We start from the raw sequence: 18,943 nt of genomic DNA, 5'->3' as shown, positions 1-18,943 counted from the left end.
TTGCGCTCCCTTCAGGCAAAAAAACAGCGTTCAAGGTTACCCCTTGAACGCTGTTTTTGTATTCGTCGTTCGTACCGGACTCAAGGACGATAAATAATCGCCGAACCCCATGACAAACCGACGCCGAAACCACTGATCGCGATGCGACTCCAGTCGGAATCCATCACGTGTTTTTCCAGCAGCAGCGGCACACTGGACGACACGGTGTTACCGGTCTCGACCATGTCCTTGATGAACTTTTCCGGCTCGCCTTCGAAGCGCCGCGCCACGGCATCGACAATCGCCGCACTGCCCTGGTGGATGCAGAAGGCATCGATGTCATCGGCCTTCAGGCCGGAATCGTCGAGCAGTTCGTGCAGGTGCGCCGGCACCTTGAGCAGAGCGAAGTTGAACACCTGGCGACCGTTCATGAAGAACACGCCATCGGTCACTTTCAAGTGCGGTGCGCCGGAACCGTCAGTACCGAACTTGGCCTTGCCCAGCGCCCAGACCGGGTCTTCGCCCATCCAGGTGGCAGTAGCGGCATCGCCGAACAGCATGGTGGTGTTGCGATCTTCCGGATCAACGATTTTCGAATACGGGTCAGCGGTGATCAGCAGGCCGTTTTTCAAACCGGCGGCTTCCATGAAGCCTTTGATCGCGTAGATGCCGTAGACGTAGCCGGAGCAGCCCAGGGAAATATCGAACGCCGCGACATTGGTCGGCAGCCCGAGCTTGTCCTGGACTATGGCTGCGGTGTGCGGCAGGCCTTCCTCGTCACCGTTCTGGGTGACGACGATCAGCGCATCGATGGATTCACGTTTCAGTTCAGGGTTGTTGGCAAACAGCGCATTGGCCGCTTCAACGCACAGATCGGAGGTTTCCTGTTCCGCGTCTTTGCGTGGGAGGAAGGCCGAACCGATCTTGCCGAGGATGAATTCTTCATCCTTCTCGAATTTTGCACCTTGTGCGTAATTGTCCACGCCGGCTACAGGAACGTAGCTCGCAATGCTTTTTATGCCAATCATTACGGCTTCCCAATAATAAACAGCCCAATACCACCGCTCGCAAGGATTCGAGGGGCGCCGACAAACAGAAAACGGCCGCCACAACGGGCAGCCACGGGGAGCGCAAAGGGCTATCACTGGAACCGAAAACGGGCCAGGCGCCATCTCCCCGGTCATTACAATACAGTGAAGATGCGCGTTATGACTCGCAGGTCACGCTATTTTGCCGAATCGGTGCCAGATCGGGTCATTCGACCAATGACCAGTCCAGCGGCGTACCGCGTTTAATCGGCTGGCGCGCACGGCGCCCGAGGACGGCATCGGTGTGCTTGGGCGGCAGACCGAGACCGGGACGAATGGCGCGCACATTGGCCGCCGTGAAGGGTTCACCGGCCGCCATATCCGCCGTGACGTACAGCGACCGACGGTAAACCAGCGACTTCTGCTCAGCCTCGGTCACGCCGTAATGGACCTGGCCCATGGCCTGCCAGGCACGCTCGGTCTCGATCACCAGACTGGCCAGTTCCGCCGGTTCCAGCGAGAAACTGGCGTCCACCCCACCGGCTGAACGGTCGAGGGTGAAGTGTTTTTCCACCACCGTCGCGCCCAGCGCCACCGCCGCCACCGACACGCCGACGCCCATCGAATGGTCTGACAGACCGACCTCGCAGCCAAACAACTCACGCAGATGCGGGATCGTGCGCACGTTGCTGTTGATCGGGGTCGCCGGGTAGGTGCTGGTGCACTTGAGCAGCACCAGATCCTTGCACCCCGCTTCACGGGCGGCGCGCACGGTTTCGTCGAGTTCGGCGATGCTGGCCATGCCGGTGGAAATGATCAACGGTTTGCCGGTCGCCGCGACACGGCGAATCAACGGCAGATCAGTGTTCTCGAAACTGGCGATCTTGTAGGCCGGCACATCGAGGCTTTCAAGGAAGTCCACGGCGCTGTCGTCGAACGGTGTCGAAAACGCGAGCATGCCCAATTCCCTGGCCCGGGCGAAGATCGGCGCATGCCATTCCCAGGGCGTGTGGGCCCTTTCATACAGGTCGTAGAGCGAGGTACCGGCCCACAGACTGTTCGGATCCTTGATGAAAAATTCGCCCTCCGCCAGATCCAGGGTCATGGTTTCGGCGGTGTAGGTTTGCAGTTTCAAGGCATGCGCGCCGGCCTTGGCCGCCGCTTCGACAATCTGCAAGGCGACGTCCAGTGACTGGTTATGGTTGCCGCTCATTTCAGCGATGATGAACGGCGGCGCATCGGCACCGATCTGGCGGTTGCCGATATTGAAACTGCTCATTGACGGGATTCCTTCAAAACCTTGGTGAACGCGCAGGCACTCTGGGTGAACCCGGCGTCACGAAAAACATTCATCGAGGGCCGATTGGCCGGCAACACCTGGGCGGTGATGGCGGTCATTTGCGGCCAGTGCGCAGCCACAAAGGCCTCACCCTGCGCCAGCAGCGCCCTGCCCCAGCCGAGACCGAAACGCCCCTCGAACAGATATAGCGAAACTTCCGCCTCAAAGCCGCGCAAATCGTAGCGCAGGACGCCGACCGGGCCATCATCCGCCTCGGCCACCAGCAGCAGCCGCTGAGGATTGCGCAGACTCGCGTCCAGCCAGTTAACGTGCTGCGAGCAATCGATCGCCCCGCTGTCCAGCGACCAGCGGCGCACCGCCTCGGCATTGCGCCCGTCGAACAACAACTGCGCGTCATCCGGCGTCGCCAGACGCAACTTGAGCACCGCGCCGGCCAGTGCCGTCGCCACCCGCAGCGCACCGCGTCCGTCGACCAGTTGCCGCGAACGCTCGGCCAGGCTCTGGCGTAGATAAAAATTGCCCACGACAAAGCCGATGGCAGCGCGCAGTTGCTCGACGCTGACCTGCTCCCGCGCGCCCATGAACACATGCGCGCCGGCCGCCGCCATCACCTCGCCGTTGGCCTGCTGGTTGTTCGACACCGCGATGCAGATCGTCGGCAGGCCCAGGGCCGCGCGCTCCCAACTGGTGCCGCCGCCGGCGCCGATAAACAGGTCGGCCTCGGTCATGCGCCGATGAAAATCGCTGACGAAACTGTGCAGGCGCCAGTGCGGCCGCGTTTCGGCCAGCGCCTGCATCTCTGTCCAGGCCGGGTTGTCGGCACCGGCGACAAAATCCACTTCAAGCGCCGAAATATCCGCCAGCGCCAGCATCGCGTGATGAGTCTGGCGCGCCGCATCGAAACCGCCGAAATTCACCAGCACCCGGCGCGCCACCGGTTTGATCTCGATGGCCGGGCCACTGAACTCTTCACGCAACATGGCGAAGCGCGGACCGAGCAGCGTTCGGCAACCGGCCGGCAACAGCGGCTGATAGTTTTCGCTGAGCCCGGAGAGGTTCTGATTGAGCAGCAGATCCACGCTGTAGCGCCGGGTCGCCAGATCGTCGACCGCGGCAATCCGTGGTGCGAAGCGACGGGCAGCGGTTTGCCAGTGATGGTCGAGGCCGTAATGGTCGGCGATCACCCAGTCAAATCCGGGCTGCCCTTCCAGTTGCGCCGCCAGTGCCTCGATATCCGCCTGCCACGGCAGCATCGATTCAATGGCCTGCTCCGGGTCTTCACCGGCATAGCGATCCGGCAACGCGAAGGTCTCGAAGCCTTCGGCCTGCAACGCATCGAGCCGATGCCCCGGCAGACGACGGCAGGCGAACGCGACATGGCTGCCTTGCGTGCGCAGCACTCGCGCCAGTGTCAGGCAACGGGCGATGTGGCCGCTGCCGATGGTCGGCGACGCGTCGGCGCGGATCAGCACTCTCATTGCAATTCCCCGCCAGCCCTGAGGGCGGCGTAAAGGTACTCGGCGCGCTTCCAGTCTTCGACGGTATCGATGTCCTGCACCAGATACCGGGGCAGGATCACCGGCAGACTCGCCGGCGAATACAGCACCTCGCCACCCAGCCAGGCCTCGCGGCGCCCCCAATAGAACTGGCCGGCATCCTGAAAGGCAGCCGGCAGATCCTGCGAACGGGTGTTGCGAAATTCGGGGTACAACGCTGTCAGCGCGCCCTGCCCGTCGAGGGTCAAGGCGCGCTGCACCGGAAAGCCGAAATCGGTGACTGAAAATGCAAAGGACTTGTCCGGATGCTGCGCCAGCAACTCAAAGCCCTGACGCAGAAAGCGCGCCTGCAACAGCGGCGCCGTAGCGTACACACAGCAGGCGTATTCGAAGGCCGGCAGTTGCTGCAGGGCATGCGCGAACACCGCCGCAGTGCCGGTGAAATCATCGGCCAGCTCAGCCGGACGCATGAACGGCACGTGAGCACCGCTGGCCCGCGCCACGTCGGCGATCTCTGCGTCGTCGGTGCTGACCACCACCTGCTCGAACAACCCTGAATCGAGGGCCGTGCGAATCGAACGGACAATCATCGGCACACCGTCGAACGGCTTGAGATTCTTGCGCGGGATGCGTTTGCTGCCCCCGCGGGCCGGGATGATTGCGACGTTGTTCAAGGACGTTTTTCCAGCAGGAACCAGGTGATGTCGTCGACCGGAAACTGCGGATCGCGGTGATAACCGAAGCCGTAGTCCAGCAGTTGCAGATCAGGATAACGGTCAAGCATTTCCCCGGCAAAATCACGCTTGAACAGCTTGCCGCTGTTGCCGCGATAGGACACTTCCACCGGCGAGGGATTGTAGTACTCGGCGATCAGGATGTAGCGCGAACTCAACTCATACAACTGTGCATACGCCGTCGCCAATAGCTCCGGCGCCAGATGGATCAGCACACCTTTGCTCAGGGTCAGGTCGTATTGGCGTTCACGGTGAAAGTCGAACAGCGAACCGTGCCAGATATTCGCAATTTCCAGCGCTCGGGCCTGGGCGCAGGCACTGGCATTGATCTCGACCCCGAACAGCTCGCAGCGCGGCAGCAGCTGACGCAGCGCCTGCAAGTTGTTGCCGGCGTTGGTGCCCAACTCAAGCAGGCTGTCGATTCGCCCGGCCCGGGTCAGCGCCTTGGCGAACAACGCCAGATTGGCCGCCACCAGTGGCTCGCCGACGTTACGGTCAACGTACTGGTTGCCGAATTCGCCCTGCCAGAATTGTTCCTGCTCGCTCAGATCACGCATTACCGTTTTCCATCCACCGCCGCGGCGGCAATCATTCGGTCAACCGACGCAATTGCTCGACCACGTAGTCCTGCTGCTGATCGCTCAGCAACGGGAACAGCGGCAGGCTGATCGCTTCGGCGTAATAACGCTCGGCTTCGGGGAAGTCACCCTCGGCGAAACCCAGGTCACGATAGTACGGCTGCAAATGCACCGGAATGTAGTGCAGGTTCACGCCGATACCGGCGGCACGCAAGCCTTCGAACACCTGACGGTGGCTGAGGCTGATGCGCTCGGTCTGCAAACGCACCACATAAAGATGCCAGGCCGATTCGGCCTCCGGCTGGAGGCTCGGCACAGTCACCGGCAAGTACGCCAGCAAGCGCTCGTAACGCGCGGCCAGCGCCCGGCGACGGGCGATGAACTCGTCCAGTTTGCCCAACTGCGACAGGCCCAGCGCGGCTTGCAGATCGGTAATCCGGTAATTGAAACCCAGCTCGACCTGCTGGTAGTACCACGGGCCGTGGCTGGGCTCGGTCATCTGCTGCGGATCGCGGGTCATGCCGTGGCTGCGCAGGCGTTGCAGACGCTCGGCCAGTTCCGGGCGATTGGTCAGCACCATGCCGCCTTCGCCGCTGGTGATGATCTTCACCGGATGGAAGCTGAACACGGTCATCGCGGCAAATTCACCGCAGCCCACCGGACGCCCGGCATAGCTTGCGCCGACCGCGTGGGAAGCGTCTTCGATCACCGTGAAGTTGTAGCGCTCGGCCAGTTCGGCAATGCGCCGCATGTCGCAGCTCTGCCCGGAGAACGCCACCGCCACCAGCACTTTGGGCAGCGTGCCGTCGCGCTCGGCAGCATCGAGTTTGCTCGCCAGAACTTCGGCATCAAGGTTCCAGGTCAGCGGATCGATGTCCACGAAGTCCACGTCAGCGCCGCAATAACGCCCGCAGTTGGCCGACGCGAGAAAGGTGTTCGGCGTGGTCCACAAACGGTCACCCGCGCCGAGCCCCGCCGCCAGACAGGCAATGTGCAGCGCCGCCGTGGCGTTGCACACCGCCACGGCGAAGTCGGCCTGACAACGCTCGGCCATCGCCTGCTCGAAGCGTTCGATGGTCGGGCCCTGGGTCAACCAGTCGGACTGCAACACCTCGACGACCGCGTCGATGTCCGTCTGGTCGAGGCTCTGCCGACCGTAAGGAATCATACCGAGAGCTTCGCGTGCAGCTCGGCGATCTGCCCCACCGAGAGGAAGTGCGGGTTGGTGTCGGAGCGGTACTCGAAATCTTCGCCGACCGGCACACCACGCTCACCGAGTTTGTCCTCGGCAAAATCCACGTCGACGCTGGTGAAACGGATCGACGGCTGGATGGTGTAGTGATCGGCAAATTCTAGGGTCATCCGCGCATCGTCCAGCGGCACCATCAGCTCGTGCAGTTTCTCGCCCGGACGGATGCCGACGTTCTTGTGCGGCAGATGCTCGGCCATGCCGCGAGCCAGATCGACCACACGGATCGACGGGATCTTCGGCACGAACACTTCGCCGCCGTGCATCCGCGCAAAGCTGTCGAGCACGAACTGCACGCCGTGATCGAGGGTGATCCAGAAGCGGGTCATGCGCTCGTCAGTGATCGGTAGCTCCGTCGCGCCATCGGCGATCAGTTTGCTGAAAAACGGCACCACTGACCCGCGTGAACCGGCGACGTTGCCGTAGCGCACCACGGCGAAACGCGTCTGCTGTTCGCCGGCAATGTTGTTGGCCGCGACGAACAACTTGTCCGACAGCAACTTGGTGGCGCCGTACAGGTTGATCGGGCTCGCGGCCTTGTCGGTGGACAGCGCAACGACTTTCTTCACCCCGTTGTCGATGGCGGCGGCGATGATGTTTTCCGCGCCGTTGACGTTGGTGCGGATGCATTCAGTCGGGTTGTATTCCGCCGCCGGCACCTGCTTCAACGCCGCGGCGTGCACCACGTAATCGATGCCGCGCATGGCCTGACGCAGACGATCGGCGTCGCGCACGTCACCGAGGAAGTAACGCATGCACGGCGCGTTGAACGTCTGCTGCATTTCGTATTGCTTGAGCTCATCCCGGGAGAACACCACCACTCGCTTGGGCTGGTATTGCTCGAGCAGGCGCGCGATGAATTTGCGCCCGAACGAGCCGGTGCCGCCGGAGATGAAAATCGATTTACCGTTGAACATGTCTTGAGTCCTGTTCCCTTTACGCCAGCTTCAGGCGATCAACTGCGCCCAATTCAGCGAAGCGCTGTCGTTCAGCACAAAGCCTTTGCCAGTCAGGCTCAGGTTCGCGTTGTACGCCTGATCCCGGGCGAACGCCGCCGCCCATTTTTCCTGCAACGCAGCCAGTGCCTGATCAGCCTGGGCGATATCGCCCTGATGGATGACTTGCACCGATGGCGTCCAGACGGTCAGGTAGCCGGCCTGGCCGGCTTTCAGGCACAGATCGACATCGCTGAAGCCTTCGGTGAATGTGTTGTCGTCCAGACCGCCCAAAGCATCAAACAGTTCTTTGCGCACCATCAGGCACACATTAGAAACCGCCGAGTAGTTCTGATCCACGGACAACCGGTACAGGTAACCCTGGGCGTCGTGTTTTTCGCCGACGAATGCCGAGCCAACCCCATCGTTCATGCCGAGAATCAGACCGGCCTGGCTGATCTTGCCGTCGCGGTCGACCAGTTTCGGGCCGACTACGCCGACTTCCGGACGCAGAGCGTGGTTGAGCAACGAGTCGAGCCAGTTCGGGTTGACCACTTCTGCGTCGGCCGCGAGCAATACCAGATACTCACCCAGCGCCTGCTGGCTGGCCGCGTTGTACAACGCCGGCGCGCTCAGCGGCTGATCAACGCGCAGCACCCGGACTTTCGGATGCTGATAGGTACCGAGCCAGTCGTTGACTTGCGCTGACTGAGCGCCAGTGGTGGCGACCAGGATTTCGTATTTTTGATAGCGGGTGCGCAACTGCACGCCTTCCAGGCAACGTTGCAGGGCCGGCAGATCGTCGCCTGCCGGCACGATGATCGACACCAGAGGACGATCGCTGTGGTGGTAGTCGATCTGGTAAATGCCCGGCACGGATGAAGTGACCTTGGCCTTGTAGCCACGATTGCCCAGGTGACGCAACAGTGCCAGACGCTCGTGAGCGTTCTCTTCAAGCACCGGTGCCTGAGTGATCAGCAGCGGCTCATCGAGGTGGGCCAGGCTGTTGAGGCCATCCTGCTCGATGATGCGCAGCAGCAGATCGAATTCCAGCGCCTTGCTGTAGTCCGCCGAATAACCACCGGCCTCGACCAGCGCGTCGCGACGAATCAACCAATGACGCGCCATCATCGCTGGCAGGCTCAGGAGCAGATCCAGATTGAAGCCCGGACGGAACACGTCCACCAGCGCACCGTTTTCCGCGCGCTGGATTTCGTCGGTGGACACCGCTCGGCAATCACCGGCGTTCATCAGCTCCAGGCTGGCACGCAACAGGCCGCTGGCGGTGAACTCGTCCCCGGCTTGCGCCAGAAGCACCCAGTCGGATGGCGACTGACTGGCGCTCTGGTTAAGTTTGTCGATCAGGTTGCCCGGCGTCACGCGGACAAAATGCAGGGTGTTCTGTGCGGTGGTGGCCGCCGGTGCTTCACCGGTGGTGAACACAACGATCCTGAACGTCTTGCACTGGCCTTCGAGCAAGCTGTCGAGGCTGACTTGCAGCTTGTCGATATCGTTGTCCAGATCCAGCAGGAAAATACCGAACTGCTGACCGCCACCGTTGACGGCCAGATGCTCGGCAATCGCCTCGACCTGTCCGGCTTGCGGTTGACGCGAATCCAGCCACTTGAGCAGCCGGCCGGACTGCATGGCGTCGAACGTGCGATGGTGATCTTCCACCGTCAGCGCATCGAGCCGTGCAATCCAGTCACGCATTTTTTGCGCTTCTTCGTCTTCTCCCGACAATTCCAGTTGCGCCACCAGACGCTTGTTCACGGTACGGTTGAAGGCATTGAGGTCGTGGGCCTGCCACAGACGCTCGAGCACACTGTCCTGCGTGTCGTTATTGCGCGCCTGGAGCAGATGCGCCTGACGCGTCCACACCCCTTCGAGCCCCTGCAATTGAACGCGGCCGGCGGGCATCGCGTGCAGCATGAATTCGAACTGCGCCAGACGATCGAAGAATGCCTGGTTATAGAACGGCATTTCGACGTATTGCAACGGCCCGAAACGACGATCCGGCACCTTGAGCACCTGATTCCAGGTGGACTGGACAATCAGTTCCGCCGTCAGCGCCCGACCGCTTTGCAGGCTGTCGACCATGGCTTCGAAACTTTGCAGGGCAAACGCTTTGCTCTGTTCTGCATCCAGGCCCTGGATCGCAGTAGGCAACCCGGCGAGGAATTCAGCAAAGGCTTCACGCTCGGCCACCGACTTCGCGTCGGCGTACGTCAGCGAGTGGTAAACCTCGGTGCTGTGCTCGGAGTTGCCGTAGTTGATCTCGCGCACCACGTAAGGAATCGGCAGGATACGCGCCTTGGCACTGGCCAGCAGGAAGTACACGTGGCCGATTTCCTGCCATTGGAAACTGGTGCCTGGCGGCAGTGCCGAATGCCAGGTCTTCATCAGGTCGGTACGGGTCACCGCGTAGAACGGCGGGATGTACTGACTCATGTAATCGATGACCCGATCCTGAGCCTTCTCGGACGAGTAGTCTTCCATGACTTTCTTGTCACGGCGGTAGTAGCTCACATCACCGGCCATCGACAGGTACATCAGGCAGTAGCCGTGGCACATGCCGTAGTCGGGATTTGCCTGGAGGAAGCCCACCGACTCGGTCAGCGAATCGTGCAGGATGAAGTCGTCGTCGGCCGCCAGCACCATATACGGCGTGGTCAGTTGCTCCACGCCATAGGCCAGTTTGGCCTGCATGCCCCAGTAGGCGAACTGCGGCACGTGGTGATAGTCGACCGCGGAAAAGTCACCTTCAGGGCGTTCGGCCGTGGAGTCCAGCACCATGATTTTGCAGGGCAAGCTGCTGTAATACTTCACCGCCCGACGCAGGAACGCCGGACGATTGTGCGTAATCAGCACTACGGTCAACAACTCGTTGAGCGGTAGCGTCAGTTCAGAACTGTACTTGCCTTGCATAACTTCTCTCCACAACCGGCGACTCGCCGAGACAACGCTTTGGTGATGTTGCGAATTAACGAACGCGACGCAGATAGCCGTCCGGCGCCACGGTGATCAGCAGCTTGTTCTGCAGCTGAACATCGATCTCGAAATCCTTGTTCTCTTCCAGGTATTTCCACACGGCAGTCTTCGGGTTATCGCCCGGGCCCCATGGACGATCCGGGAAGAAATCGGCCGGCATGTCTTCAACCACGGTGTCCATCACCACGCAGTAGCTGTCGACCGACACCAGTGGCGCGTAGAGGCGCAGCTCTTCGAGCACGTGGTCGTGAGTGTGGTTGGAATCGAGCACCAGAATGACTTTCTTGCCTTCGGCAGCCGCACGCACCTGGGCAGCGATGGCCGGGTCGATGCTCGATCCTTCGATCATCTTGATGCGCTTGCTCATCGGGTGGCTTTCGATGGCTTCACGGTTGTGCGGACGAATGTCCAGATCGATGCCCAGCACTTCACCGTGACCTTGCAGTTCCAGCAGGGAGGCGTAGTAGATGATCGAACCGCCGTGGGCGATGCCGCACTCGATGACCAGATCCGGCTTCACCTGCCAGATGATTTCCTGCATGGCCATCATGTCTTGCGGCAGCTGGATGATCGGACGGCCCATCCACGAGAAGTGGTAGCTGTACTTGTGCTTGGCCGATTCGTTGAAGAAATCGCGGGCCAGGCCCGTCAGTTTCTGGTCGTCACCCTGCTGGGCGATCTGCTCGCGGCATTCGGCTTCAAAAGCTTTGTTGATGCTGTTGTCGGTCATTTTCAAAATCTCAAGGGTCACTGGAACGAAGCGCTGTCGACGGCGTGATAGACGTAACGTCCACCGGTCATCCGCTTGATCTCTTCGAGGTAATTGGAATTCATCACAAACAGGTTGGCGCCCTCGGGCAAGGCGTCCATCGCCTCTTGCGGCGAGGACACCCGGGCACCGCTCAGGGGCAGGTAACGCCCCTGCTTGGCCGGGTTGATATCGACCACGCGATCCACCGCCACACCGGCGCGTTGCAGGAACAGCGAATAGATCACGCCTTTGGACGAGGCGCCCCAGATCGCCGAACCCTGCTCGGGCGCGCCCTGGATGATCTGCACCGCGCGCTGGAGGCTGGCGGTGAAATCGTCCGGCAAGGCCAGACGCGGCACCGGTTGTTCCGGGGTCAGGCGCAACGTGGCGAGGTCAGCGACGATGTACAGGTACTGGCCGCCGAACAGGTGACCGGCCTCGTGCACGGTGCCGAACATCCGGCGCAGGTCATCGAGGCGGAAGTAATTGACGTGCTCGTAGAACAGGTCGAACCAGGCGCGGTGTTCGAGGATCCAGTCGAAGCACGGCACTTCGATGTAGATCTGCCCGCCGCCCTGATTGGCTTCGGCGATCACCGCCAGAAAGCTCAGCGGATCCTGAATGTGTTCCAGCACATGACGCAACACGATGGCGTCTGCCTCAAGGCCCAGGCCTCGGGTGAACGGCGCCTTGATCACGTCGACGTTTTCGCCTTCGTAGGCCGGATCAATGCCAGTGATGCGGTAGCCCAGACCTTTGAGCAGCTCCAGGAAATAGCCTTTGCCGCAGCCGACTTCGATCAGTTCCTGACCCTTGAAGTGCCGGGCAATGATGCCTTCGACATCGCCCAGGTGCTTCTGGAACTGGCCGGAATGCGCCTGTTCGTTCTGGTAGTCGGCGTCGTAGCTGAGCTTGTCGGCGTCGAACGCTGCATTGAAGATCAGACCGCTGCGCTCATCCTGCACCAGCAACATGTCGGCGCTGGCCGATGCCTTCGCCGATTCGGGATCGGCAAAGGTGCGGTTCTGCAGCACCGGCAGGTCGGTGACCCGATACAACTCGTGCCTCATTGCGGCTCTCCCAATAACTGTTGCAAGCGCTCGGTCACCGCCCAGAACGCCAGCGGTTCGTGGGTCGGATACGGGTAATGGCCGAGGTTCAGGCCGATGGTCGCGCCGCGCTCACGCACGCGCTGTTCGACCAGCGCCCGCACCGAAACCGGCTGGCCGCTGGCGCAGTTGATCGTGCCGTCGAAATCGCGTTTGTGCAGGATCGCGGCGAGGTACTCGGTGGCCGTTTCAATCGCCAGAAAATCGCGCAGCTGTTCACCGGCGGACATGTTGAACGTCGCATCGCCGGCATCGATTGCCCGGTCCAGCGCCGCCAACAGACTGTTGGGGTTCTGCCCGGCGCCGTGCAGGTAGAACAGCCGTGCCCACTGCAGGGTGAACGAATGCTCCTGCTGCAGATGTTGCAAAAACAGGTGCAGCGTGTGCTTGGCCAGACCGTAAGGATTGGCCGGCTGCGCGTCGTTCTGTTCGCTCAACGGGCCGCTCTGCATGCCGTACTCGAAGCAGGTGCCGGTCACCAGCACCTGCTTCACGCCCGCCTCTACCGCGCCTTTGATGAAGCGATAGTCGGCCATCAGGTTGTGCTCGAAATGGAACAGCGCCCGATAGTTCGGCAACCCAGGCCAGGCCAGGTGCGCGAGCGCATCTACGCCCTCGGTCAGCGCCGCGACGTTCAGATCCGCCGCGTGAATATCCGCGCTCACGAACTCGACGTCATTGATCCACGGCATGTCCGCGGCTTTCTGCGCGTCGCGTGCAACCGCCCGCACCGTGCAGCCACGGGCCAGCAACGCTGCGACCAGATGCCGACCGACGAAGCCCGTGGCCCCGGTGACCAGAACCTTCACAGCACGCTCAACTCAGGCACGGCGATCACGAAGCGACCGTCCCACTGACGGACCTGAGCCAGTTGCTGACTGACTTCGTGCAGCAGGTTCCACGGCAGCACCAGCACGTAATCCGGCTTCTCGATATCGATCTGCGCCGGCGCGACAATCGGGATGCGGCTGCCCGGCATGAACTTGCCCTGTTTGTGCGGGTTGGCATCGGCGACCCAGGCCAGCAGATCCGGTTTGACCCCGGCGTAGTTGAGCAAGGTGTTGCCTTTGGCAGCGGCGCCGTAGCCCACCACACGTTTGCCGTCGGCCTTGGCCTGCAACAGGAAACGCAGCAGATCGTGCTTGATGCGCTCGGCAGCCGGCGCCAGCGTCGCGTAGTACCCGGTGGTTTTCACGCCGGCGTCGAGCTCGGCCTGCAACTGCTGTTGCACGGCCGGCTGCACGACGCGGCGTTCGCCGTCCTTGCGCTGGACGAACACCCGCAGCGATCCGCCATGGGTGGTCAGCTGGCTGACGTCGAACACTTCCAGGCCGTTGCGCTCGCACAGCGTTTGTACGGCGGTTAACGACAGGTACGAATAGTGTTCGTGATACAGCGTGTCGAACTGCGCGCCGGCCATCAGCGTCAGCAGTTGCGGGAATTCGAAGGTGGCGACGCCGGTCGGTTTGAGCAGCTTGGCGAAACCGCCAAGGAAATCGTTGATGTCCGGCACGTGAGCGAGCACGTTGTTGGCGGCCATCAGGTCGGCGGCCCAGCCTTCGCTTTTCAGCTGGGCGGCGGTGTCGCGACCGAAGAACAGTTCACGGATCTCCAGGCCTTTTTCCCGTGCCGCCTGCGCGGTGCTGCGGGTCGGCTCGACGCCCAGGCACTGGATGCCGCGACCGGCCACGTATTGCAGCAGGTAGCCGTCGTTGGCCGCGACTTCCACCACGCGGCTGTCGGCGGTCAGGCCGAAGCGCTCGACCATCTCGGCCACATAACGCTCGGCGTGGGCCAGCCAGGTGCTGGAGAACGAACTGAAGTAGGCGTACTCGGCGTCGAACAGGCTGTCGGCGCTGGTGTAATCCTCGGTCTGCACCAGCCAGCACTCTTGGCACACGGCGACCTTCAGCGGCACCCATTGTTCGGCCTGCTCCAGCCGATCGGCATGCACATAGGCGTTGGACGGTGGCGAGGTGCCGAGGTCGATCAGCGGCAGGCTCAGCGGTGCGGCGCACCCACGGCAGTTCATAGACGCACTCCAGCAAAGTGTTGATCGAGCGCGGGATGGCTGGAATCACGCGCTGACAATTTATTGACAGGCAACGGCCAGGCAATCGCCAGCCGTGGATCGTTCACCGACAGACCGCCCTCGTGCTCCGGCGCGTAATCGGCGCTGTGCAGGTAAAGCAGTTCGGCATCTTCGGTGAGGGTCTGGAAACCGTGGGCGAAGCCGGCCGGAATCAGCAGGCTGCGTCCGTCGCCGGCCTTCAGGTGCTCGGCGTGCCAGTGCAGGAAGGTTTCCGAGTCCGGGCGCAGGTCTACCGCCACGTCCCACACCTCACCGCGCAGGCAGGTGATCAGTTTGGCTTCCGGCGCGTTGGCATTCTGGTAATGCAGACCGCGCACACTGCCCTTCTCGCGGGTGCAGGAATGGTTGATCTGGCGGATGTGAAATTCACTGCCGAACGCCTTCAGGCTGCCTTCGCAGAACAGCCGGGCGAAGTGCCCGCGCTGATCTTCGAAGCGTTTGTGCTGGACGCTGAACAACCCGGCCAGCGGCAACGGTTTCAAGGAAAACTCGCTCACAGCGCGCCCCGGTACAGGTTCAGTTGGCCGAGGGTCACGGTGCGCATGTCATCGCCGTTCTGCCACGCCAGGTGCCAGTCGAGGGTCTGGGTCAGGCATTGCTGCAACGACCAGCGCGGCTGCCAGCCCAACACCTGACGGGCGCGGCTGCTGTCCAGGCGCAGCAGACCAGCTTCGTGCAGGTCACTCTTTTCGAGGCGCAGGCCACGGGCCTGAGGCCAGCGGTTGGCGAGCAGTTCGACCACTTCGCCGACGCTGCACATGTCCGTTTCACCCGGGCCGAAGTTCCACGCACCAGCGTATTCCGGGCCTTCTTCATAGAGCCCGGCGGCCAGTTGCAGGTAGCCGGCCAGCGGCTCCAGCGCGTGCTGCCACGGGCGCACGGCTTGCGGGTAACGCAGGGTCACCGGCTCGTCTGCCGACCAGGCTTTCAGGACATCGGGAATCAGCCGTTCAGGAGCGAAATCACCGCCGCCCAACACGTTGCCGGCCCGCGCAGTGGCCAGCGCCAGACCGTGCTCGGCGTACTTGTCGGCCGGGAAGAACGATGCCGCGTAAGACTGCGCCAGCAACTCGCAGCACGCCTTGCTGCTGCTGTAAGGGTCGTGTCCACCGAGGGCTTCGTCCTCGCGGTACGGCCACAGCCATTCCTTGTTGGCGTAGACCTTGTCGGTGGTCACCAGCACGCAGGCCCGCACGCAACCGACCTGACGAATCGCTTCGAGCAGATTGAGGGTGCCCATGACGTTGCTGGAATAAGTGCCGAGCGGATCGCGATAGCCTTCGCGCACCAGCGGCTGAGCCGCCAGGTGCAGAACGATTTCCGGCTCGGTGTCAGCGATGATCTCAAGCAAGGCGCCGAGGTCACGCAGGTCGCCGCGCTGATCGTTGATGCCTTCGTTCACGCGCGCCAGTTCGAACAGGCTCGGCTCGGTCGACGGATCGAGGGAAAAACCGCTGACTTGCGCGCCGAGGCTTTGCAGCCACAGGGTCAGCCAGCTGCCCTTGAAACCGGTGTGACCGGTGACCAGAACCCGCTTGCCGCGCCAGAACTCAGGACTCAGGCCCATTGCTTCCATGGGGCCTCCCCGCTCTGCCACAGTGCTTCGAGATGGTTCTTGTCGCGCAGGGTATCCATTGGATGCCAGAAACCTTCGTGTTCGAAGGCTTTGAGTTGTTCGTCCTGGGCCAACTGAGCCAGGGGCTCCGCTTCCCAGGTGGTTTCGTCACCGGCGATGTACGACAGGACTTTTGGCGACAGCACGAAGAAGCCGCCATTGATCCAGCCGCCGTCGCCGCGCGGTTTTTCGGTGAAGCCGAGGACCTGATCGCCATGGCGCTCAAGGGCGCCGTAGCGGCCCGGCGGCTGCACGGCGGTGACGGTCGCCAGACGGCCGTGACCCTTGTGGTAGTCAACGAGTTGCGCAATGTTGATGTCGGAGACGCCGTCGCCGTAGGTGAAGCAGAACGCCTCTTCATCCTTGAGGTAACGGCCGGCGCGCAGCAGGCGGCCACCGGTCATGGTTTCCTCGCCGGTGTCGATCAGGGTGACGCTCCACGGCTCGCTGTAGTTCTGGTGCACGTCCATGCGGTTGTTGCGCATGTCGAACGTGACGTCGGAGGTGTGCAGGAAGTAGTTGGCGAAGAAGTCCTTGATCGCGTAGCCCTTGTAGCCGAGGCAGATCACGAAGTCGTGGATTCCGTGGGCGGAATACTGCTTCATGATGTGCCAGAGAATTGGCTTGCCGCCGATCTCGATCATTGGCTTGGGCTTGAGGTGCGACTCTTCACTGATGCGCGTGCCGAGGCCACCCGCCAAAATAACTGCCTTCATCGTCTCCCCTCTTCTACGTCACAGGGCTCGGCCTCGCTGCTGCAGGCCTTTGCGGCTGAACCTTTGCCAGTCCGGGCGCAGGTGAATGACCGCGAGCGCTCGTTTTATGGCGATTTGAGGGGGACTTGCAGGAAACGCGCCAGCTCCGCCAGCACCGCGTCGGCGAGGAAATGCAGGCATGAAAAAAGGGATGAATCCGTTGCCGGACTCATCCCTTCATCAAGCTACTTCAATCAATCGGGCGGATCAGCCAAACATCGCGAACCCATCGATCGTGGCCGGCAGGTCGTAGACCTGACCGTCAGCGGTCTGCAGATGCTCGATTTTGTTGTACCCGGCATACCCGGGATACCCGGCAGACTCGGCGTACCAGCCTTGCAGTTTCACGCCGCTGTCGGGAACGCCGACGCTGCCGTCGTTGGTGCCATGCAGATAGGCGTCATCACCGATGCGAGTGACGTTCAGCTGGCTGAGATTGGCGACAGTATTCAGGATCAGCGTGTCATTGAGGTCCCAGCCTTCGTCCTGAATCGTTACCAGCCCGGTGGTGTTCACGATGTAGGTATCGTCACCCATACCGCCCAGTGCGATGCCGCCAGTGCCCGATTGCCCCGGGAGATTGAGGTTCAGCACGTCGTTGCCGCTGCCACCGGACAACAGATAGCTATTGCCGGTGCCGGTGAGCACGTCATAACCGTCATCACCAAAGGCACTGCCGTCGTGGACCGTGATGGTGTCACTGCCCTGATCACCGTGGGCCACTGTACCCAGGTCATTCACGGCGCTGACGATAACATCATCGCCCGAGCCGCCAGACAGCGTGTCGGCCTGCGCGACATCTCCATCGAGACCTGATTTCAGTCCGCCGTAGAGGTGATCGTTGCCATCGTTGCCATTGATCACATCGTCGCCGTTGCCACCTTCCAGGATCGCGTCCTCGCGGCCGGCATCCATCACATCGTTGAAACGACTGCCTTGCAGACCTTCGACGTCGTAATACATGTCCCCTTCAGCTGTACCGTTCTGGCCAATCCTCCACAGGTTGACCACCACACCCGTATCGCTGTCGTCATAGCTGACGATGTCCGTTCCCGCGCCACCGATGAAGACATCCCGTCCGGCGCCACCGTAGAACAGGTCATTGCCGCTGCCGCCGAAGATGTGGTTGTCGGAATCGTTGCCATAACCGGTGAAATCGGCCGTGCCGGTGTAGGTCATTTTCTCGATGAACGGGTCCATTTTCATGACCGACAGGCTGGTGTACAGCTCGTCATAACCCATGCCTGAGTCTGACTCGATGATGGTCACACCCTCGCTGTTGATCGTGTAGACGTCGCTGCCCCAGCCACCTTCGAAGGTCACGCCACCGGAGTTGGCGGTGAAGTGATCGTCCAGGTTCGTTCCGACAACCTTTTCCACATTGATAAAGGTGTCGCCTTCGGCGTAACCGCCGGAACCGAAGCCCTTGCCATCACGAAACTCGATACTGACCGCATCGTTGGAAGGGCTGTAATCGACGGCGTCAAAGCCATCGGCACCGTCCATGACCATCGTGCTTGCGCCCGCGAAGATCACATCGTTGAAGTTCGAACCCTGCACGGCCTCGATGCTCGAGTAGGTATCGCCCCATGCAATGCCGGTGGCGCCCCAAATGCTGGAGAGTTCGATACTGACGCCTTCAAGGCTGTCGGTGTAGCTGACGGTGTCGAATCCTTCACCGCCAAAGAACTGATCGCCACCGTCACCGCCCCACAGAATGTCATTGCCGGCACCTGCGATAATCACGTTCGCCCCGGCATTGCCGTAACCCTTGAAGTCGCCGGTGCCAGTGAATGTCATCTTGTCGAGGAACGGGTCCATCTTCTGGATGTTGACGCTGGTGCGCAATTCGTCATAACCGCCGTACTCGTCTTCGATAATCGACACGCCTTCGCTGCCGACGATGTACACATCATCGCCGTTATCGCCTGCCAGCGTGACGCCGGCGATCGAACTGGCGAGGGTGTCACCGTGGGCGCTGCCGATGACTTTTTCGATGCCAACCAGGGTATCGACGGAGCCGCCCGCCTTGGAGACAGTGGCCAGTCCCTCGCGGAAATCGACGCTGACGCCTTGCGGCATCACCTGATAACTCACCGAATCGAACCCTTCTCCGCCATCCAGCAGATCGGACCCCGCGGTCCCCCAGATCTGATCATCCGACTCCAGTCCGTAGAGTTCGTCATTGCCTTCACTGCCGCTCATGAGGTCGGCTTCACTCGTTCCATAAATCACTGACATCTGCTACTTCCTTGCGTGGTTGAAAACCGGTTTGATCCCTCAGCTGCCGAGTGCACACCTGCAGCCGCATTGCGATTGCAGGTGTGCGAT

General features: G+C 61.6%; 16 protein-coding genes. All 16 read right to left on the bottom strand.

Features of this window, described 5'->3' with window-relative positions:
• Window positions 1–80: 80 nt before the first annotated feature.
• The 16 genes from ABTV87_RS07795 to ABTV87_RS07720 all read right to left on the bottom strand — a co-directional run bounded on the left by ABTV87_RS07795 (window position 81) and on the right by ABTV87_RS07720 (window position 18,853).
• Window positions 81–1,007: a ketoacyl-ACP synthase III gene (locus tag ABTV87_RS07795; RefSeq protein ID WP_007958310.1), complete on the bottom strand. Its 927-nt coding sequence runs from the start codon at window positions 1,005–1,007 to the stop codon at window positions 81–83.
• A gap of 226 nt (window positions 1,008–1,233) precedes the next feature.
• Window positions 1,234–2,286: a pseudaminic acid synthase gene (pseI, locus tag ABTV87_RS07790; RefSeq protein ID WP_221533343.1), complete on the bottom strand. Its 1,053-nt coding sequence runs from the start codon at window positions 2,284–2,286 to the stop codon at window positions 1,234–1,236.
• Window positions 2,283–3,785 (bottom strand): UDP-2,4-diacetamido-2,4,6-trideoxy-beta-L-altropyranose hydrolase, encoded by a 1,503-nt coding sequence (pseG, locus tag ABTV87_RS07785; protein ID WP_433899221.1) that lies wholly within the window; start codon window positions 3,783–3,785, stop codon window positions 2,283–2,285. Before pseG ends, pseI begins: the two co-directional genes overlap by 4 nt.
• Window positions 3,782–4,477 carry a pseudaminic acid cytidylyltransferase gene (gene pseF, locus ABTV87_RS07780; RefSeq protein WP_433899220.1) on the bottom strand — a complete coding sequence of 232 codons (696 nt, stop codon included), beginning with the start codon at window positions 4,475–4,477 and terminating at the stop codon, window positions 3,782–3,784. Before pseF ends, pseG begins: the two co-directional genes overlap by 4 nt.
• Window positions 4,474–5,094 carry a pseudaminic acid biosynthesis-associated methylase gene (locus ABTV87_RS07775; RefSeq protein WP_085605760.1) on the bottom strand — a complete coding sequence of 207 codons (621 nt, stop codon included), beginning with the start codon at window positions 5,092–5,094 and terminating at the stop codon, window positions 4,474–4,476. Before ABTV87_RS07775 ends, pseF begins: the two co-directional genes overlap by 4 nt.
• A 31-nt stretch (window positions 5,095–5,125) precedes the next feature.
• Window positions 5,126–6,283: a UDP-4-amino-4,6-dideoxy-N-acetyl-beta-L-altrosamine transaminase gene (pseC, locus tag ABTV87_RS07770; RefSeq protein WP_221533345.1), complete on the bottom strand. Its 1,158-nt coding sequence runs from the start codon at window positions 6,281–6,283 to the stop codon at window positions 5,126–5,128.
• The gene (gene pseB, locus ABTV87_RS07765) at window positions 6,280–7,281 is read right to left on the bottom strand and encodes a UDP-N-acetylglucosamine 4,6-dehydratase (inverting) (protein ID WP_007958320.1); all 1,002 of its coding nucleotides are present in this window, start codon (window positions 7,279–7,281) and stop codon (window positions 6,280–6,282) included. Before pseB ends, pseC begins: the two co-directional genes overlap by 4 nt.
• Before the next feature lie 30 nt (window positions 7,282–7,311).
• Window positions 7,312–10,227, bottom strand: coding sequence for a glycosyltransferase family 2 protein (locus tag ABTV87_RS07760; RefSeq protein WP_433899219.1), 2,916 nt, complete (start codon window positions 10,225–10,227; stop codon window positions 7,312–7,314).
• 55 nt (window positions 10,228–10,282) lie between these two features.
• Complete coding sequence (locus ABTV87_RS07755) at window positions 10,283–11,020, bottom strand: cephalosporin hydroxylase family protein (RefSeq protein WP_007958324.1); 738 nt, start codon at window positions 11,018–11,020, stop codon at window positions 10,283–10,285.
• A gap of 17 nt (window positions 11,021–11,037) precedes the next feature.
• Window positions 11,038–12,111: a class I SAM-dependent methyltransferase gene (locus ABTV87_RS07750; protein ID WP_433899218.1), complete on the bottom strand. Its 1,074-nt coding sequence runs from the start codon at window positions 12,109–12,111 to the stop codon at window positions 11,038–11,040.
• Entirely contained in the window at window positions 12,108–12,959 is an 852-nt protein-coding gene (locus ABTV87_RS07745) for an NAD-dependent epimerase/dehydratase family protein (protein ID WP_433899217.1), read from the bottom strand. The genes ABTV87_RS07750 and ABTV87_RS07745 overlap by 4 nt, the downstream gene beginning before the upstream one ends.
• The gene (locus ABTV87_RS07740) at window positions 12,956–14,182 is read right to left on the bottom strand and encodes a methyltransferase domain-containing protein (RefSeq protein ID WP_433899216.1); all 1,227 of its coding nucleotides are present in this window, start codon (window positions 14,180–14,182) and stop codon (window positions 12,956–12,958) included. The genes ABTV87_RS07745 and ABTV87_RS07740 overlap by 4 nt, the downstream gene beginning before the upstream one ends.
• Window positions 14,179–14,739 carry a dTDP-4-dehydrorhamnose 3,5-epimerase gene (rfbC, locus tag ABTV87_RS07735; protein WP_085605746.1) on the bottom strand — a complete coding sequence of 187 codons (561 nt, stop codon included), beginning with the start codon at window positions 14,737–14,739 and terminating at the stop codon, window positions 14,179–14,181. Before rfbC ends, ABTV87_RS07740 begins: the two co-directional genes overlap by 4 nt.
• Window positions 14,736–15,818 carry a CDP-glucose 4,6-dehydratase gene (rfbG, locus tag ABTV87_RS07730; protein ID WP_085605744.1) on the bottom strand — a complete coding sequence of 361 codons (1,083 nt, stop codon included), beginning with the start codon at window positions 15,816–15,818 and terminating at the stop codon, window positions 14,736–14,738. The genes rfbC and rfbG overlap by 4 nt, the downstream gene beginning before the upstream one ends.
• A complete protein-coding gene (gene rfbF / locus ABTV87_RS07725; RefSeq protein WP_085605742.1) occupies window positions 15,800–16,573 on the bottom strand; it encodes a glucose-1-phosphate cytidylyltransferase in 774 nt (257 codons plus the stop codon). The genes rfbG and rfbF overlap by 19 nt, the downstream gene beginning before the upstream one ends.
• A gap of 246 nt (window positions 16,574–16,819) precedes the next feature.
• Window positions 16,820–18,853: a calcium-binding protein gene (locus ABTV87_RS07720; RefSeq protein ID WP_085605741.1), complete on the bottom strand. Its 2,034-nt coding sequence runs from the start codon at window positions 18,851–18,853 to the stop codon at window positions 16,820–16,822.
• Between the last annotated feature and the right edge of the window lie 90 nt (window positions 18,854–18,943).

The organism is Pseudomonas sp. PSE1(2024), assembly GCF_050990555.1.
Lineage (GTDB): Bacteria > Pseudomonadota > Gammaproteobacteria > Pseudomonadales > Pseudomonadaceae > Aquipseudomonas > Aquipseudomonas aphyarum.
Note: the sequence above shows the minus strand (reverse complement) of the source record. Positions and strands in the feature narration are given on the sequence as shown.

Coding starts and splice junctions, on each gene's coding strand:
- ABTV87_RS07795 (WP_007958310.1), bottom strand. CDS start 1,007: ATGATTGGCATAAAAAGCATTGCGAGCTACGTTCCTGTAGCCGGCGTG.
- pseI (WP_221533343.1), bottom strand. CDS start 2,286: ATGAGCAGTTTCAATATCGGCAACCGCCAGATCGGTGCCGATGCGCCG.
- pseG (WP_433899221.1), bottom strand. CDS start 3,785: ATGAGAGTGCTGATCCGCGCCGACGCGTCGCCGACCATCGGCAGCGGC.
- ABTV87_RS07775 (WP_085605760.1), bottom strand. CDS start 5,094: ATGCGTGATCTGAGCGAGCAGGAACAATTCTGGCAGGGCGAATTCGGC.
- pseC (WP_221533345.1), bottom strand. CDS start 6,283: ATGATTCCTTACGGTCGGCAGAGCCTCGACCAGACGGACATCGACGCG.
- pseB (WP_007958320.1), bottom strand. CDS start 7,281: ATGTTCAACGGTAAATCGATTTTCATCTCCGGCGGCACCGGCTCGTTC.
- ABTV87_RS07760 (WP_433899219.1), bottom strand. CDS start 10,227: ATGCAAGGCAAGTACAGTTCTGAACTGACGCTACCGCTCAACGAGTTG.
- ABTV87_RS07755 (WP_007958324.1), bottom strand. CDS start 11,020: ATGACCGACAACAGCATCAACAAAGCTTTTGAAGCCGAATGCCGCGAG.
- ABTV87_RS07750 (WP_433899218.1), bottom strand. CDS start 12,111: ATGAGGCACGAGTTGTATCGGGTCACCGACCTGCCGGTGCTGCAGAAC.
- ABTV87_RS07740 (WP_433899216.1), bottom strand. CDS start 14,182: ATGAACTGCCGTGGGTGCGCCGCACCGCTGAGCCTGCCGCTGATCGAC.
- rfbG (WP_085605744.1), bottom strand. CDS start 15,818: ATGGAAGCAATGGGCCTGAGTCCTGAGTTCTGGCGCGGCAAGCGGGTT.
- rfbF (WP_085605742.1), bottom strand. CDS start 16,573: ATGAAGGCAGTTATTTTGGCGGGTGGCCTCGGCACGCGCATCAGTGAA.
- ABTV87_RS07720 (WP_085605741.1), bottom strand. CDS start 18,853: ATGTCAGTGATTTATGGAACGAGTGAAGCCGACCTCATGAGCGGCAGT.